The 13,837-nt window shown below is 70.3% G+C and carries 16 protein-coding genes; 15 read left to right on the top strand and 1 reads right to left on the bottom strand.

The window, feature by feature from the left end; genetic code table 11:
• The first annotated feature begins 162 nt into the window (after positions 1-162).
• The 12 genes from secY to truA all read left to right on the top strand — a co-directional run bounded on the left by secY (position 163) and on the right by truA (position 8,914).
• Positions 163-1,491: a preprotein translocase subunit SecY gene (secY, locus tag ABZ671_RS07090; RefSeq protein WP_357852527.1), complete on the top strand. Its 1,329-nt coding sequence runs from the start codon at positions 163-165 to the stop codon at positions 1,489-1,491.
• Between the two features lies 1 nt (position 1,492).
• A complete protein-coding gene (locus ABZ671_RS07085) occupies positions 1,493-2,146 on the top strand; it encodes an adenylate kinase (protein ID WP_357852524.1) in 654 nt (217 codons plus the stop codon).
• Between the two features lie 95 nt (positions 2,147-2,241).
• On the top strand, positions 2,242-3,093 hold the full coding sequence (gene map, locus ABZ671_RS07080; protein ID WP_357852521.1) for a type I methionyl aminopeptidase: 852 nt from the start codon (positions 2,242-2,244) through the stop codon (positions 3,091-3,093).
• Positions 3,094-3,354: 261 nt separating this feature from the next.
• Entirely contained in the window at positions 3,355-3,936 is a 582-nt protein-coding gene (locus ABZ671_RS07075; RefSeq protein WP_357852518.1) for a DUF1707 domain-containing protein, read from the top strand.
• A gap of 285 nt (positions 3,937-4,221) precedes the next feature.
• A complete protein-coding gene (gene infA / locus ABZ671_RS07070; protein ID WP_007073013.1) occupies positions 4,222-4,443 on the top strand; it encodes a translation initiation factor IF-1 in 222 nt (73 codons plus the stop codon).
• 92 nt (positions 4,444-4,535) lie between these two features.
• Positions 4,536-4,649 (top strand): 50S ribosomal protein L36, encoded by a 114-nt coding sequence (gene rpmJ, locus ABZ671_RS07065; protein ID WP_357852515.1) that lies wholly within the window; start codon positions 4,536-4,538, stop codon positions 4,647-4,649.
• Positions 4,650-4,857: 208 nt separating this feature from the next.
• Positions 4,858-5,238: a 30S ribosomal protein S13 gene (gene rpsM / locus ABZ671_RS07060; protein WP_007073012.1), complete on the top strand. Its 381-nt coding sequence runs from the start codon at positions 4,858-4,860 to the stop codon at positions 5,236-5,238.
• An 18-nt stretch (positions 5,239-5,256) separates the two neighbouring features.
• Positions 5,257-5,664 carry a 30S ribosomal protein S11 gene (gene rpsK, locus ABZ671_RS07055; protein WP_007073011.1) on the top strand — a complete coding sequence of 136 codons (408 nt, stop codon included), beginning with the start codon at positions 5,257-5,259 and terminating at the stop codon, positions 5,662-5,664.
• Positions 5,665-5,678: 14 nt separating this feature from the next.
• Positions 5,679-6,305 (top strand): 30S ribosomal protein S4, encoded by a 627-nt coding sequence (gene rpsD / locus ABZ671_RS07050; protein ID WP_357852512.1) that lies wholly within the window; start codon positions 5,679-5,681, stop codon positions 6,303-6,305.
• A gap of 98 nt (positions 6,306-6,403) precedes the next feature.
• A complete protein-coding gene (locus ABZ671_RS07045; RefSeq protein ID WP_013735931.1) occupies positions 6,404-7,426 on the top strand; it encodes a DNA-directed RNA polymerase subunit alpha in 1,023 nt (340 codons plus the stop codon).
• 34 nt (positions 7,427-7,460) lie between these two features.
• On the top strand, positions 7,461-8,006 hold the full coding sequence (gene rplQ, locus ABZ671_RS07040) for a 50S ribosomal protein L17 (protein ID WP_357852510.1): 546 nt from the start codon (positions 7,461-7,463) through the stop codon (positions 8,004-8,006).
• A gap of 74 nt (positions 8,007-8,080) precedes the next feature.
• Positions 8,081-8,914 (top strand): tRNA pseudouridine(38-40) synthase TruA, encoded by an 834-nt coding sequence (truA, locus tag ABZ671_RS07035; protein ID WP_357852508.1) that lies wholly within the window; start codon positions 8,081-8,083, stop codon positions 8,912-8,914.
• Between the two features lie 16 nt (positions 8,915-8,930).
• Here truA and ABZ671_RS07030 read toward each other — a convergent pair whose 3' ends face one another.
• A complete protein-coding gene (locus ABZ671_RS07030; RefSeq protein ID WP_357852506.1) occupies positions 8,931-9,818 on the bottom strand; it encodes a hypothetical protein in 888 nt (295 codons plus the stop codon).
• Positions 9,819-10,503: 685 nt separating this feature from the next.
• Here ABZ671_RS07030 and ABZ671_RS07025 point away from each other — a divergent pair.
• Genes ABZ671_RS07025 through ABZ671_RS07015 form a run of 3 tightly spaced genes read left to right on the top strand, consistent with a single transcriptional unit; the run spans position 10,504 to position 13,788 of the window.
• Positions 10,504-11,109 carry a methyltransferase gene (locus ABZ671_RS07025; RefSeq protein WP_357852628.1) on the top strand — a complete coding sequence of 202 codons (606 nt, stop codon included), beginning with the start codon at positions 10,504-10,506 and terminating at the stop codon, positions 11,107-11,109.
• A 41-nt stretch (positions 11,110-11,150) separates the two neighbouring features.
• Positions 11,151-12,830: an ATP-binding cassette domain-containing protein gene (locus ABZ671_RS07020; RefSeq protein WP_357852503.1), complete on the top strand. Its 1,680-nt coding sequence runs from the start codon at positions 11,151-11,153 to the stop codon at positions 12,828-12,830.
• Between the two features lie 13 nt (positions 12,831-12,843).
• Positions 12,844-13,788 carry an aldo/keto reductase gene (locus tag ABZ671_RS07015; RefSeq protein WP_357852625.1) on the top strand — a complete coding sequence of 315 codons (945 nt, stop codon included), beginning with the start codon at positions 12,844-12,846 and terminating at the stop codon, positions 13,786-13,788.
• Positions 13,789-13,837 lie beyond the last annotated feature (49 nt).

The following is a 13,837-nucleotide window of genomic DNA, read 5'->3' as shown; positions in this document are numbered from 1 at the left end:
CGGGTAACATCGGATTCGTTTTTATGTAGCCGGGCGCATCTGCCCCGACAGGGATCGGGCTGTTAGAGTCCCTTCCCAGCCATGGATATCGGGCGCTCGCCCGGCACCCAAACCGCCCCGCCCGGATCGTCCCGGCGGCCCGCGTCGCGCAGGAGGAAGAAGTTGCTGTCCGCCTTTCTCAGTGCGTTCCGTACGCCTGACCTGCGCAAGAAGCTGCTGTTCACAGTAGGCATCATCGCGGTCTACCGGCTCGGGGCCACGCTGCCCAGCCCGGGCGTCTCGTACGGCAACGTCCAGAAGTGCCTCGACGCCATCCAGGGCGGCGGCACCGGTGTGCTGAACCTGCTGGACCTCTTCTCCGGCGGGGCGTTGCTGCAGCTCTCGGTCTTCGCGCTGGGCATCATGCCCTACATCACCGCGTCGATCATCCTGCAGCTGCTGACGGTGGTCATCCCGCGGCTGGAGCAGCTCCGCAAGGAGGGCCAGGCCGGCCAGGCGAAGATCACCCAGTACACCCGGTACCTGACCCTGGGTCTGGGCGTCCTGCAGTCCTCCGCGTTCGTGGCGCTGGCCCGCTCGGGGCAGCTGTTCCAGAACCGCTGCGACCAGTGGCCGATCATCCCCGCGGACACCGGCATCCCGAACTGGCTGACCCTGGGCATCCTGGTCATGACCATGACCGCCGGCACCGGTGTGGTGATGTGGCTCGGTGAGCTGATCACCGACCGCGGCGTCGGCAACGGCATGTCGGTCCTGATCTTCACCTCGATCGCCGCTCGGCTCCCCAGCGAAGGCTGGAAGATCAAGACCACCAAGGGCTGGGGGATGTTCTTCCTCGTCATCGCCCTGGTGCTGCTGGTCATCTGCGCGGTCACCTTCATCGAGCAGGCTCAGCGGCGGATCCCGGTGCAGTACGCCAAGCGCATGATCGGTCGGCGGATGTACGGCGGCACGTCCACCTACATCCCGCTGAAGGTGAACCAGGCCGGCGTTATCCCGGTCATCTTCGCCTCCTCGCTGCTCTACCTGCCGCAGCTCGCGCTCCAGTTCTTCGACCAGACCAACCCGGGCAAGACCCAGGCCTGGATCCAGAACCACATCGTGAAGGCCAGCGCGCCGGAGCACATCGCGGTCTACTTCCTGCTGATCGTCTTCTTCACGTACTTCTACGTGTCGATCACGTTCAACCCGACCGAGGTCGCGGACAACATGAAGAAGTACGGCGGCTTCGTGCCGGGCATCCGCCCCGGCAAGCCGACCGCCGAGTACCTCGACTTCATCCTCAGCCGGATCACCCTGCCGGGCGCGCTCTACCTGGGCATCATCGCGATCCTGCCGAACTTCTTCTTCATCTGGCTCGACAACCAGCAGTTCCAGAACTTCCCGTTCGGCGGCACCGCTGTCCTGATTATGGTCGGCGTCGGTCTGGAAACCGTGAAGCAGATCGAGAGCCAACTCATGCAGCGGAACTACGAAGGGTTCCTGCGGTAGGATGCGACTCGTTCTGGTTGGCCCGCCGGGTGCGGGCAAGGGCACACAGGCGGAGTTCATCGCCGCGCACCTCTCCGTGCCGAAGATCTCGACCGGCGACATCTTTCGCGCCAACGTCTCCCAGGGCACTGCCCTGGGGGTCGAGGCGAAGCGCTACATGGACGCCGGCAAGCTCGTCCCGGACGAGGTCACCATCAACATGGTGCGCGACCGGCTCGCGGAGCCCGACGCCAGCGAGGGCTTCCTCCTCGACGGCTTTCCGCGTACCACGCCGCAGGCCGCCGCGCTGGACAAGCTTCTCGCCGACCTTGGCACCGCGCTCGACCTGGTGCTGGAGTTGGTGGTCGACGACGACGAGGTGATCCGCCGGCTCTCCGGCCGGCGGACCTGCCGCGGCTGCGGCAAGATCTGGCACGTCGAGTTCGACGCCACCACGCGGGACGGGATCTGTGACCGCTGCGGCGGGGAGTTGTTCCAGCGGGACGACGACAAGCCGGAGACCATCGCGGCCCGACTTCGGGAATACGCGGAGAAGACCGCGCCGCTGGTCGACTACTACGGCGCCCAGGGCAAGCTGGTCGGCATCGACGCGACCGGGCCGGTGGAGGACGTCACCGTCCGCGCCATCGACGCCCTGCGGTCGTACGGCGGCTGACTGATGTCCCGCCGGGTGCTCGGCGGATAGAGTGCGAACAGCGGGGTACGTCCGACGTGCCCCGCTGCTCAGCGCAACGAAAGGTAATGCCTCCCATGCGTCGTCCCCAGCTGGACATCCAGCTGAAGACCCCGGACCAGATCGAGATGATGCGGGCCGCCGGTCTGGTGGTCGCCCGTGCGCTGCGGCTGATGCGGGAGGCGGTCGCCCCCGGCGTGAGCACCGCCGATCTGGACGCGATCGCCGAGTCCACCATCCGCGAGGCGGGCGCGACGCCGTCGTTCAAGGGCTACCACGGCTTTCCGGCGTCGATCTGCTCCTCCGTGAACGAGCAGGTGGTGCACGCCATCCCGTCGCCGAAGCAGGTGCTCCGCGACGGCGACCTGATCTCGATCGACTGCGGTGCGGTGCTGAACGGGTGGCACGGCGACGCGGCCATCACCGTCGGGGTTGGCGAGACCGACCCGGCTCTGCTCAAGATGGCCGCGGCCGCCGAGGACGCTATGTGGGCCGGGATCGCTGCCGCCGCCCGCGGCGCGGCGAGCGGGAAGGGTCGCCTCACCGACATCTCTCATGCGGTGGAGCACGCGGTCCGCAAGGCCGGGCGGTACGGCATCGTCGACGGGTATGGCGGGCACGGCATCGGCACCGAGATGCACCAGGACCCGCACGTGCTCAACCACGGGCGACCTGGCAAGGGCCCCCGGTTGGTGCCGGGGCTGGCGCTGGCCATCGAGCCGATGATCACGATGGGTTCGCCACGCACCGTCGAGCTGGCCGATGGCTGGACGGTGGTGACCCGGGACGGGTCGATGGCGGTGCACGTCGAGCACTCGATGGCCCTGCTGGAGGACGGCGTGTGGGTGCTGACCGCCGAGGACGGCGGCCGGGCCCGGCTCGGTGACCTGGTCACCTCCCGCCAGCCGGCGAACTCTGCGGCGCTCTGACCCCCGGTCACCATCGCCCTAGGTGGGCCTTCAGGCCCGCTACGAACCTGAGGTCGTAAATCGGACTCGGGTGCTCGGGGCGGCGATGCCGGGTTGGGCAGGTCGCACCGGGCGCGATCCGTTTGCGTCATCAGGTTGGTAGGGCGACGACTGGGAGGTTCCTCCCGGTCAGCTGCCCGTATCGGGTATGTCGGCGGCCAAGCCGATCGGTCCGGCGGGGGCCTTGCCGGCAGGTGGTGTCCCGATGTCATGCTTGCCCTCATGGACGGGCGAGGTGGGATGCGGGCGGCCGACGCCGACCGCGAGGCCACGGCGGAGCGGCTTCGGGTGGCCCTGGAGGAAGGCCGGCTCAGCCTGCACGAGTACGACGAGCGACTGGGGCGGGCCTACGGCGCGAAGACGTACGGCGAGCTGGACGCGGTGTTGGCGGATCTGCCCGGGCCCGCGTCGGCCGAGCGGTCGGCCGTAGTGCCCGTGCAGCGCGGCCCCGAGCCCGCCCCGGTGTCCGACGAGGCGCCGGTGGCGGTGCCGGCCGCCAGTTCGGCCCGGTGGCTGATCCGGGCGTGGCTGCCCTGGCTGCAAGTGGCCGGGATCCTGACCGCGGTCTGGCTGGTCTCCTGCCTGGGCGCGGGGGAGATGTTCTTCTACTGGCCGGTCTGGGCGCTCGGCCCGTGGGGTGTCGTGCTGCTGATGCGTACTGTGGGCGGCCTGACCACCGGTGAGCCCCGCCGCGAGGCGGAGCGCCGGAAGCAGCGGGAGGCGGAGCGCCGGGAGCGGCGGGAGGCTCGCCGGGAAGCCCGTCGAGAAGCCCGGCTGCGGGCGGACGACGCAAGGGATCGGTAGCCGCAGCCCTCGGCGGTTGTCATCGGTATGGCTGGCATCACAACAGGTCGGTGGGCTTGACCGATTTCCACCCGCCGGGTGGTCGGATGCCCGGTCGGTTTGGCGACGGCGCGCAGGCGGGCGTACACTTTTGGATCGGCGCACAGCGTCCACTCCGGCATGCCCGCCAAGCGCTTCGGTGGGAGTCGGGGCCGCGGCTGGCGCGGGTTTCCTGATCTTGGTCAGTTCACCCGTGTAAGACGTTGTGGGCCGTCCGGAGTAACCGACGTCAGGACAGCGGAGGACATGCCGAAAAAAGACGGAGCCATCGAGATCGAGGGTCGGGTCATCGAGCCCCTGCCGAACGCCATGTTCCGGGTGGAGCTCGCGAACGGCCACAAGGTGCTGGCTCACATCAGCGGCAAGATGCGGCAGCACTACATCCGCATCCTGCCTGAAGACCGGGTCGTCGTCGAACTCTCGCCGTACGACCTGACCCGCGGGCGCATCGTCTACCGCTACAAGTAAGCCTGACGACGGCCGGGACGTCCCGTGTCCGTCTTCGACGTCCGGGGTCGCGCATCGTCGCGCCTCTGGGCCAGATGGGAAGTAAGGCAACCGTGAAGGTCAAGCCGAGCGTCAAGAGGATCTGCAACAAGTGCCAGGTGATCCGCCGGCACGGCCGGGTCATTGTCATTTGCCAGGACCCGCGCCACAAGCAGCGCCAGGGCTGACGCCCACACATCATCAGCTCGTCCCAGCCGCGAGCGGTACGCAGTGCGTACCCCCTCGTGGTTGACCCCCGGTCGGAGGCCGGGGCCCGCTCGGGCAGCGACCGAACCCGGTCGCCGGCGCGCATCGCGTCGGAAGGACAGGGTCGGTCGGTAGCGGGGTGGGACGGGTCCACACCTCCGCCACACATCACGAGGAGTACGCCCGCACATGGCACGTCTAGTCGGCGTGGATCTCCCCCGCGAGAAGCGGATGGAGATCGCGCTCACGTACATCTTCGGGGTCGGTCGCACCCGCGCCCTGGAGACCCTGGCCGCCACCGGCATCTCGCCGGACAAGCGCGCTCGCGACCTCACGGACGAGGAGCTCGTGCAGCTCCGCGACCACATTGAGGCCAACTACAAGGTTGAAGGTGACCTGCGCCGCGAGGTCGCCGCTGACATCCGCCGCAAGGTCGAGATCGGCTGCTACGCCGGTATCCGCCACCGCCGTGGTCTCCCGGTGCGTGGCCAGCGGACGCGGACCAACGCCCGCACCCGCAAGGGCCCGAAGCGGACCGTCGCCGGCAAGAAGAAGCCCGGCAAGAAGTAATTAGGAGCGCACAGACTTATGCCACCGAAGGCTCGTGCCGGAGCCGCTGTCAAGAAGGTCCGGCGCAAGGAACGCAAGAACGTCGCCCACGGGCAGGCGCACATCAAGAGCACCTTCAACAACACCATCGTGTCCATCACGGACCCGACCGGTGCGGTCATCTCCTGGGCCTCCGCCGGCCAGGTGGGCTTCAAGGGCTCCCGCAAGTCGACCCCGTTCGCCGCGCAGCTGGCCGCCGAGGCCGCCGCGCGTCGGGCCATGGAGCACGGCATGCGCAAGGTCGACGTGTTCGTCAAGGGCCCCGGCTCCGGCCGGGAGACCGCCATCCGCTCGCTGCAGGCCGTGGGTCTCGAGGTCGGCCAGATCTCCGACGTCACCCCGCAGCCGCACAACGGATGCCGTCCGCCGAAGCGTCGCCGGGTCTGAGAGGTTAGAGAGAGATGGCTCGTTACACCGGTGCTGACTGCCGCCGTTGCCGGCGGGAGAAGATGAAGCTGTTCCTCAAGGGCAGCAAGTGCGATGGCCCGAAGTGCCCGTTCGAGTCCCGGCCGTTCCCGCCCGGGCAGCACGGCCGAGGCCGCACGAAGGAGACGGAGTACCTGCTCCAGCTCCGTGAGAAGCAGAAGGCCCGCCGGGTTTACGGCGTGCTGGAGAAGCAGTTCCACGGCTACTACGTGGAAGCGGTGGCCAAGCCGGGCAAGACCGGTGAAGTCCTCCTGCAGATCCTCGAGTCGCGGCTGGACAACGTGGTCTACCGGGCTGGCTACGCCAAGTCCCGGGACATGGCCCGTCAGCTGGTCAAGCACGGTCACTTCACGGTGAACGGCAAGAAGGTCGACATCCCGTCGTACCGGGTCAAGGAGCACGACATCATCGAGGTGCGTGCGAAGAGCAAGGAGCTCACCCCGTTCCTCGTGGCGCAGGGTGAGGCCGGCTCGCGGACCGTCCCGGCGTGGCTGGAGGCCATTCCGAGCCAGATGAAGATCCTCGTGCACTCGCTCCCGGCCCGCCAGGTGATCGACACCCAGGTCCAGGAGCAGCTGATCGTCGAGCTCTACTCGAAGTAAGGGCTCGTTGCGGTGGCCCGCCCCGCCAGGGGCGGGCCACCGGAACAGTTTGTGTCGTGGGCGTCATATGGCGGGCGCCCCGGAAGAGAAGAGAAAAGATGCTCATCAGCCAGCGACCGACCCTCTCCGAGGAGTCGATCAACGAGACTCGGTCCCGGTTCACCATCGAGCCGCTGGAGCCGGGCTTCGGCTACACCCTGGGCAACTCGCTGCGGCGTACGCTGCTGTCGTCCATCCCGGGTGCGGCCGTCACCTCGATCAAGATCGACGGTGTGCTGCACGAGTTCACCACGATCCCCGGGGTCAAGGAGGACGTGGTCGAGCTCGTCATGAACATCAAGGAGCTCTGCGTCAGCTCCGAGCACGACGAGCCGGTCAGCATGTACCTGCGCAAGCAGGGCCCGGGCGACGTGACCGCCGGTGACATCCAGCCCCCGGCCGGTGTCTCGGTGCACAACCCGGACCTGAAGCTCGCCACCCTGAACGGCAAGGGCCGGCTCGACATGGAGCTGACCGTCGAGCGGGGTCGCGGCTACGTCACGGCGGCGCAGAACAAGCAGGCGGGCGCCGAGATCGGTCGGATCCCGGTCGACTCGATCTACTCGCCGGTGCTCAAGGTGACGTACCGCGTGGAGGCGACCCGCGTCGAGCAGCGGACCGACTTCGACCGGCTGATCATCGACGTCGAGACCAAGCCGTCGATGGGCCCGCGTACCGCGCTGGCCTCCGCCGGCTCGACGCTGGTGGAGCTGTTCGGGCTCGCCCGTGAGCTGGACGAGACCGCCGAGGGCATCGACATCGGGCCGTCCCCGCAGGACGCCCAGCTGGCGGCGGACCTGGCTCTGCCGATCGAGGAGCTGGACCTCACCGTCCGCTCCTACAACTGCCTCAAGCGCGAGGGCATCAACTCCGTTGGTGAGCTGATCGGGCGTACCGAGGCGGACCTCCTCGACATCCGGAACTTCGGTCAGAAGTCGATCGACGAGGTCAAGATGAAGCTCGCCGGGATGGGCCTGGGGCTGAAGGACTCGGCTCCGAACTTCGACCCGGCGCACGTCGTGGACGCCTTCGGCGAGGCCGACTACGACACCGACGACTACCGCGAGACCGAGCAGCTCTAAGTCCGGCTGCCGCCACATCTGAGGAGCACCAACAATGCCCACGCCCACCAAGGGCCCCCGCCTCGGCGGCAGCCCCGCGCACGAGCGGCTGATGCTGGCCAACCTGGCCATGTCGCTGTTCCAGCACGGCAAGATCCAGACCACCGAGACGAAGGCCCGGCGGCTGCGTCCGCTGGCCGAGCAGCTGATCACCAAGGCCAAGCGCGGCGACCTCGCCTCGCGTCGGCGGGTGCTGGCCGTCGTCAAGGACAAGGACGTGGTCTACACCCTGTTCGACCAGATCGCGCCCCGGTACGCCAACCGCAACGGTGGGTACACCCGGATCGTGAAGACCGGCCCGCGCAAGGGTGACGCCGCTCCGATGGCGATCATCGAGCTGGTGGAGGAGCTTCAGGTCGCCGAGCCGAAGGCGAACAAGAAGACCGCCGCCCGCAAGGCCGCGCAGCAGGACAAGGTCGAGGCCCTGGCCCCGGCCGAGGTGGCCCCGGCCGACCAGGACTCCGAGCCGCCGGTGCACGTCTCCGGTGACACCGCCGCCGCCCGCGAGGACAGCGACGAGGCCAGCGAGAACAAGGCCTGAGCAGAAGCATCATCGTCGGGCCCGGCACCCTGTCTTGGGGTGCCGGGCCCGACGGCGTCAACGGGAGGTACGAGATGGACGAGCGGATTCGGCTGCGGCTGGACGTCTCGTACGACGGCACCGGCTTCTCCGGCTGGGCCGCCCAGCCCACTCGGCGTACCGTCGCCGGGGTGCTCGTCGAGACGCTGGACCTGGTCCTCGGCGCGGGCACCGCGACCGGGCTGACCGTGGCCGGCCGGACCGACGCCGGCGTGCACGCCACCGGCCAGGTCTGCCACCTCGACCTGCCGGCCGAGGTCTGGCGGCAGCACGAGGGACGGCTGTTGCGCAGGCTGGCCCGGCTGCTCCCGCCCGACGTGCGGGTGCGCGCGATGGCCGAGGTCCCCGCCGACTTCGACGCCCGCTTCTCGGCCACCTTCCGCCGCTACGAGTACCGGGTCACGGACGCCCCCTGGGGTGCCGAGCCGCTGCGCCGGACGGACACCCTGGCCTGGCCGAAGCCGCTCGACCTGGCGGCGCTGAACGCCGCGGCGGTCGGCTTGGTGGGGGAGCACGACTTCGCCGCGTACTGCCGGCGCAAGGAGAACGCCACCACGCTGCGCGAGGTGACCCGGCTGGACTGGCGGCGGGACCCGGACGGCATCCTCGTCGCCACCGTGCAGGCCGACGCGTTCTGCCAGAACATGGTGCGCAGCCTGGTCGGCGCGATGCTGGTCGCCGGGGACGGCCGGCGGCCCGTCGACTGGCCGGCCGGCCTGCTGACCCGCCGGGAACGGTCCAGCGAGGTCACCGTCGCGCCGGCACACGGGCTGGCCCTGGTCGAGGTCGGCTACCCGGCGGACCCGGCCGAGTACGCGCGCCGTGCCGTGCTCACCCGCCGGCTTCGCGTGCCGCTCGCCGAGGGCTGACCGCACCGGCACAGCGTCAGTTGCCGGACGGGCTCCGGCCCCCGGTGCCGCTCTGGGTGGCGATGCCCTCGGCTGGGCCCGCGGTGGGCTGGCTGGCCACCCCGCTGTTCGCCCGGCGTTCGAGCACGTTGCGGTTCAGGTGGAGCTCGATCATGTCGTACAGGATCTCGCGGCTCTTGGCGTCGGTGGAGCTGATCTGTTCGCCGTCGACCCGGGTGACCATGCAGTAGGCGATGTAGTGGCCGCGTACCTGCCAGCCGACCCGGGCGGCGGCCCGGGCCACGGACTCGGTGTCGCGGCCGGCGGACATGCCCTGGAACCGGCCCTGCCGCTCGTCCAGCATCTGCCGGATCCGGTCCCGGGCCCGCTGCGCGTCGGCCACGTCGGTGAGGTTGAGCAGCCCGGCGGTGAGCAGATGATCGCGGTCCGGGGAGCGAAGGGTGGCCCGTACCACCTGATTGCACCCGAGCCGGACCAGCAGGTCCCCGATCTCGTCGGTCGCCGCGACCGTGCAGTTAGTGCTGGCCTGCGTCTTGAGTATCTGATAGGCCGTTCCGCCGGTGCCGACCACCAGCTTGTTGCCGGGAAAGACCTCCTTGACGGTGAGCGCCAGTTGGTCGGTGTCCCGGGAGTTGAGGTCCCGCGCGTTGGCGGTGGCGGACTGGTCGGCCACGGGCTGGTCGCTCGGCTGCGCGGCCGGCGGTGTCCTGGTCTGGTTCTGCAGCAGGGTGGCTGCGGCCAACCCGCAGAGGGCGAGCAGCACGAGCACGGCTGCGCCGCCGATCAGCACCTGCCAGGCCCGGCCGCCGCCGCGCCGGCGAATCACCTGGCGGGACCGGGGCAGGTCCAGCGGGTCGGCGGTCGCGAGAGCCGGGTTCGGGGGCGCCGAGACGGGCGGTGGCACGGCGCGTACCGCGGGTGACGCGGCGTGCGTCGGAGGCGGCGCGGGGCGTGTCGGGGGTGGTGCGGGGCGTGCCGGGGGTGGTGCGGCGTTGGCCGGGGGCGGCGTGACGTAGGTCGGGGGAGGTGCGGGGTGCGCCGGGGGTGGTGCGGCGTAGGTCGTGGGTGGTGCGGGGTGTGTCGGGGGTGGCGGAGGGTAAGCCTGAGGTGGTGCATCGTAGGCCGAGGGCGGCGCATCGTAGGCCGGGGGCGGCGGATCGTAGGCCGGGGGTGGCGCAGCGTAGGCCGGGGGCGGCGCGGGGGGCGTCGAAGGTGGGGCGGCCGCCGGCGGCGGAGGCGTGTTCGTTCGGGGCGCGGCCGGGGCGGCCAACGATCGGGGTGGCGCCGGGGTGACGGTGCCGGCCGGCCGGGTGGGCCGGGCCGGTGGCGGCAGGGACGGGGTCGGGAAGCGGGAAGGCGAGGGGCCGGCGGACGGAGGCACCGGTGCGCCGGGCGCGGACGGCTCCGAACCGGGCCTCGGGATATCCAGGAAGGCGTCCTCATCGGACTCGTACCCATACACCATGTGGGTTACAGTAGGGCCGATTATCCCTTTAGAGGGTAATTTTGGAAAATTCCGGCGGAACGGCGTGCCGGAGCCGGTCGTACCGTCGCCGGCCTGAATCCGGACCGGTGCGACAATGCCCGACGTGACCGGCGACCACTACTTCACCGCTGAACCCGCGACCGCCGCCCAGCCGCGCGAGGTCGAGTTCGACGTCGCCGGGCGGGACTACACCCTCGCCTCGGCCGCCGGTGTCTTCTCGGCCGATCGCCTCGATCCCGGCACCGCCGTGCTGCTGCGTAAGGCCGAGCTGCCGGCCGGCGACGCCACCGGCCCGCTGCTCGACGTCGGCTGCGGCTTCGGGCCGATCACCTGCGTACTCGCCACCTGCGCGCCGTCCGCCACCGTGTGGGCGGTCGACGTCAACGAGCGGGCCCGCGATCTCACCGCCGCGAACGCCGCTCGGGTGGGGGCCGCCGACCGGGTCCGGGTGGTCGCGCCGGACGACGTGCCGGCCGATGTTCAATTCGCTCAGATCTGGTCCAACCCGCCGATCCGGATCGGCAAGGCGGAGCTGCGCGAGTTGCTGCTGCGCTGGCTGCCCCGGCTCGCCCCGGACGGGGTGGCCTGGCTGGTCGTCGCCCGGCACCTCGGCGGCGATTCACTGCACCGCTGGTTGGTCGAACAGGGCTGGCAGGTGGAGCGGCACGCCAGCCAGAAGGGGTACCGCGTGCTGCGGGTCACCCGGTAATCGAGTGTCGTCCGACCCGCTCCCTCGGGCAGGATGCCCGCGTGGGTTACGTGGACGTGGCAGCGGTCGGGCACATTCTCCCGGACGGCCGGGAACTCTTTGCCGAGGTGTCGTTCCGGGTCGGTGAGGGCGCCAAGGTGGCCCTGGTCGGGCCGAACGGCGCCGGCAAGACCACCCTGCTCCGGATGGTCGCCGGTGACCTGCCGGTGAAAAGAGGGGCGATCGCCCGCACCGGCGGCCTCGGCATCATGCGGCAGTTCATCGGCATGATCGGGGACGACTCGACGCTGGCCGACCTGGCGCTCTCGCTCGCCCCGCCGGTGCTGCGCGACGCCGGCCGCCGCCTCGCCGAGACCGAGGCGGCCATGCGGGCGGCCGAGGTCCGCGGCAAGTACAGCACCGCCGCCGGCAAGGCCCAGCTCGCGTACGCAGACGCCCTGGCCGCCTGGGGCGAGCTCGGCGGGTACGACGCCGAGGTGCTCTTCGACACCGTCGCCACCATCGTGCTCGACCTGCCGTGGGACGCCGCCCGAAGCCGCCCGGTGCGGACCCTCTCCGGCGGCCAGCAGAAGCGCTTCGCCCTGGAGTTGCTGCTTCGGGGCAACGACGAGGTGCTCCTCCTCGACGAGCCGGACAACTTCCTCGACGTGCCGGGCAAACGCTGGCTGGAGGCGCGGCTGCGCGAATCCGGCAAATCGGTGCTCTACGTCTCGCACGACCGGGAGCTGCTGGCCCAGACCGCCGACCGGGTCGTCGCCGTCGAAGGTGGCAGCGCGTGGGTCCACCCGGGTGGCTTCGCCAGCTGGCACGAGGCGCGGATGGCCCGGCACGCCCGCCTCGACGAACTTCGCAAGCGCTGGGACGAGGAGCATCAGAAGCTGCGCGAGATGATGCTGATGTACAAGCAGAAGGCTGCGTACAACGCGGACATGGCCTCGCGGTACCAGTCGGCGCAGACCCGGCTGCGCAAGTTCGAGGAGGCCGGTCCGCCGCCCGTACCCCCGAAGGACCAGGACATCCGGATGCGGCTGACCGGCGGGCGGACCGGCAAGCGCGCGGTGATCGCCGAACAGCTTGAGCTCGACGGCCTGACCTACCCGTTCGACCTGGAACTCTGGTACGGCGACCGGGTCGCCGTGCTTGGCGCGAACGGGACCGGCAAATCGCACTTCCTGCGCCTGCTCGCCCGCGGCGGCACTGACCCGGACCCGGCCAACACCCCGGTCGACGGGGCGGCGGCGCTCGCGCCGGTCGCGCACGACGGCGTGGTACGCCTCGGCGCCCGGGTCCGGCCCGGCCACTTCTCGCAGACCCACGACCGTCCGGAGCTGATGGAGAAGACGCTGGTCGACATCCTGTGGCGGGGCGATGAGCACCGGGCCGGGATGGACCGGCACGCGGCGATGGCCGCGCTCAGCCGGTACGAGCTGGCCGGGCAGGGCGACCAGCGGTTCGGCACCCTCTCTGGCGGGCAGCAGGCGCGCTTCCTGGTGCTGCTGCTGGAGCTCTCCGGCGCGACCCTGCTGCTGCTCGACGAGCCCACCGACAACCTCGACCTGGCCTCCGCCGAGGCGCTCGAGGTGGGCTTGACCGCGTTCGAGGGAACGGTGATCGCGGTGACCCACGACCGGTGGTTCACCCGGTCCTTCGACCGCTTCGTGCTGTTCCGGGGGGACGGTGAGGTGGTCGAGACCCCCGAACCGGTCTGGGACGTAAGGTGATCTCGTGAGTGACATGACGTACCGCCGGCTGGGCGACTCCGGGCTCGTGGTGTCCGTGGTCGGCATCGGCTGCAACAACTTCGGCCGTAAGCTCGACCTCGACGGCACCAGGGCGGTGGTCGACGCCGCGCTCGACGCCGGGATCAACTTCTTCGACACCGCGGACATCTACGGCGAGCCACAGGGCGGCTCCGAGGAGCTGCTCGGGCAGGCGCTCAAGGGCCGCCGCGACGACGTGGTGGTCGCGACCAAGTTCGGCATGGACATGCACGGTTTGAACGGACCGGACCACGGTGCCCGGGGTGCGCGGCGCTACATCGCCCGGGCCGTCGAGGCGTCGCTGCGCCGGCTCGGCACCGACCACATCGACCTGTATCAGATGCACGAACCCGATCCGGGCACCCCGATCGACGAGACCCTCGCCGCGCTGGACGACCTGGTCCGCGCCGGGAAGGTCCGCTACCTGGGCAACTCGAACTTCGCCGGCTGGCAGATCGCCGACGCCGATTGGACCGCCTCCTCCCAGGGCCGGGCCCGCTTCATCTCCGCTCAAAACCACTACTCGCTGCTGGAGCGCGGCGTGGAGGCCGAGGTCGTCCCCGCCTGCGAGCGGTTCGGCCTGGGCATGCTGCCGTTCTTCCCGCTGGCCAACGGCCTGCTCACCGGCAAGTACAAGCGCGGTGAGGCGCCGCCGGCCGGCAGCCGGCTCTCCGGCGGTGGCCGGTACGCCGAGCGGCTCGCCGCCGCGAACTGGGACACCATCGAGGCGATCGAGGGGTACGCGGCCGAGCGGGGGCTCACCCTGCTCCAGGTGGCCATCGGTGGTCTCGCCGCCCGGCCGGCGGTGACCTCGGTGATCGCGGGTGCCACCACCCCCGATCAGGTACGCGCCAACGCCGAGGCGGGCACCTGGCAGCCCACCGACGAGGAACTCGACGCCCTCGACGCCATCCTCTGACCCACACCCAGCCTCGCTGCCCCGGCACCCGCCCCGATAGTGCCGGGGC

This window comes from Micromonospora sp. NPDC006766 (assembly GCF_040636055.1).
Lineage (GTDB): Bacteria > Actinomycetota > Actinomycetes > Mycobacteriales > Micromonosporaceae > Micromonospora.
This window is presented reverse-complemented; position numbering and strand designations above follow the sequence as displayed.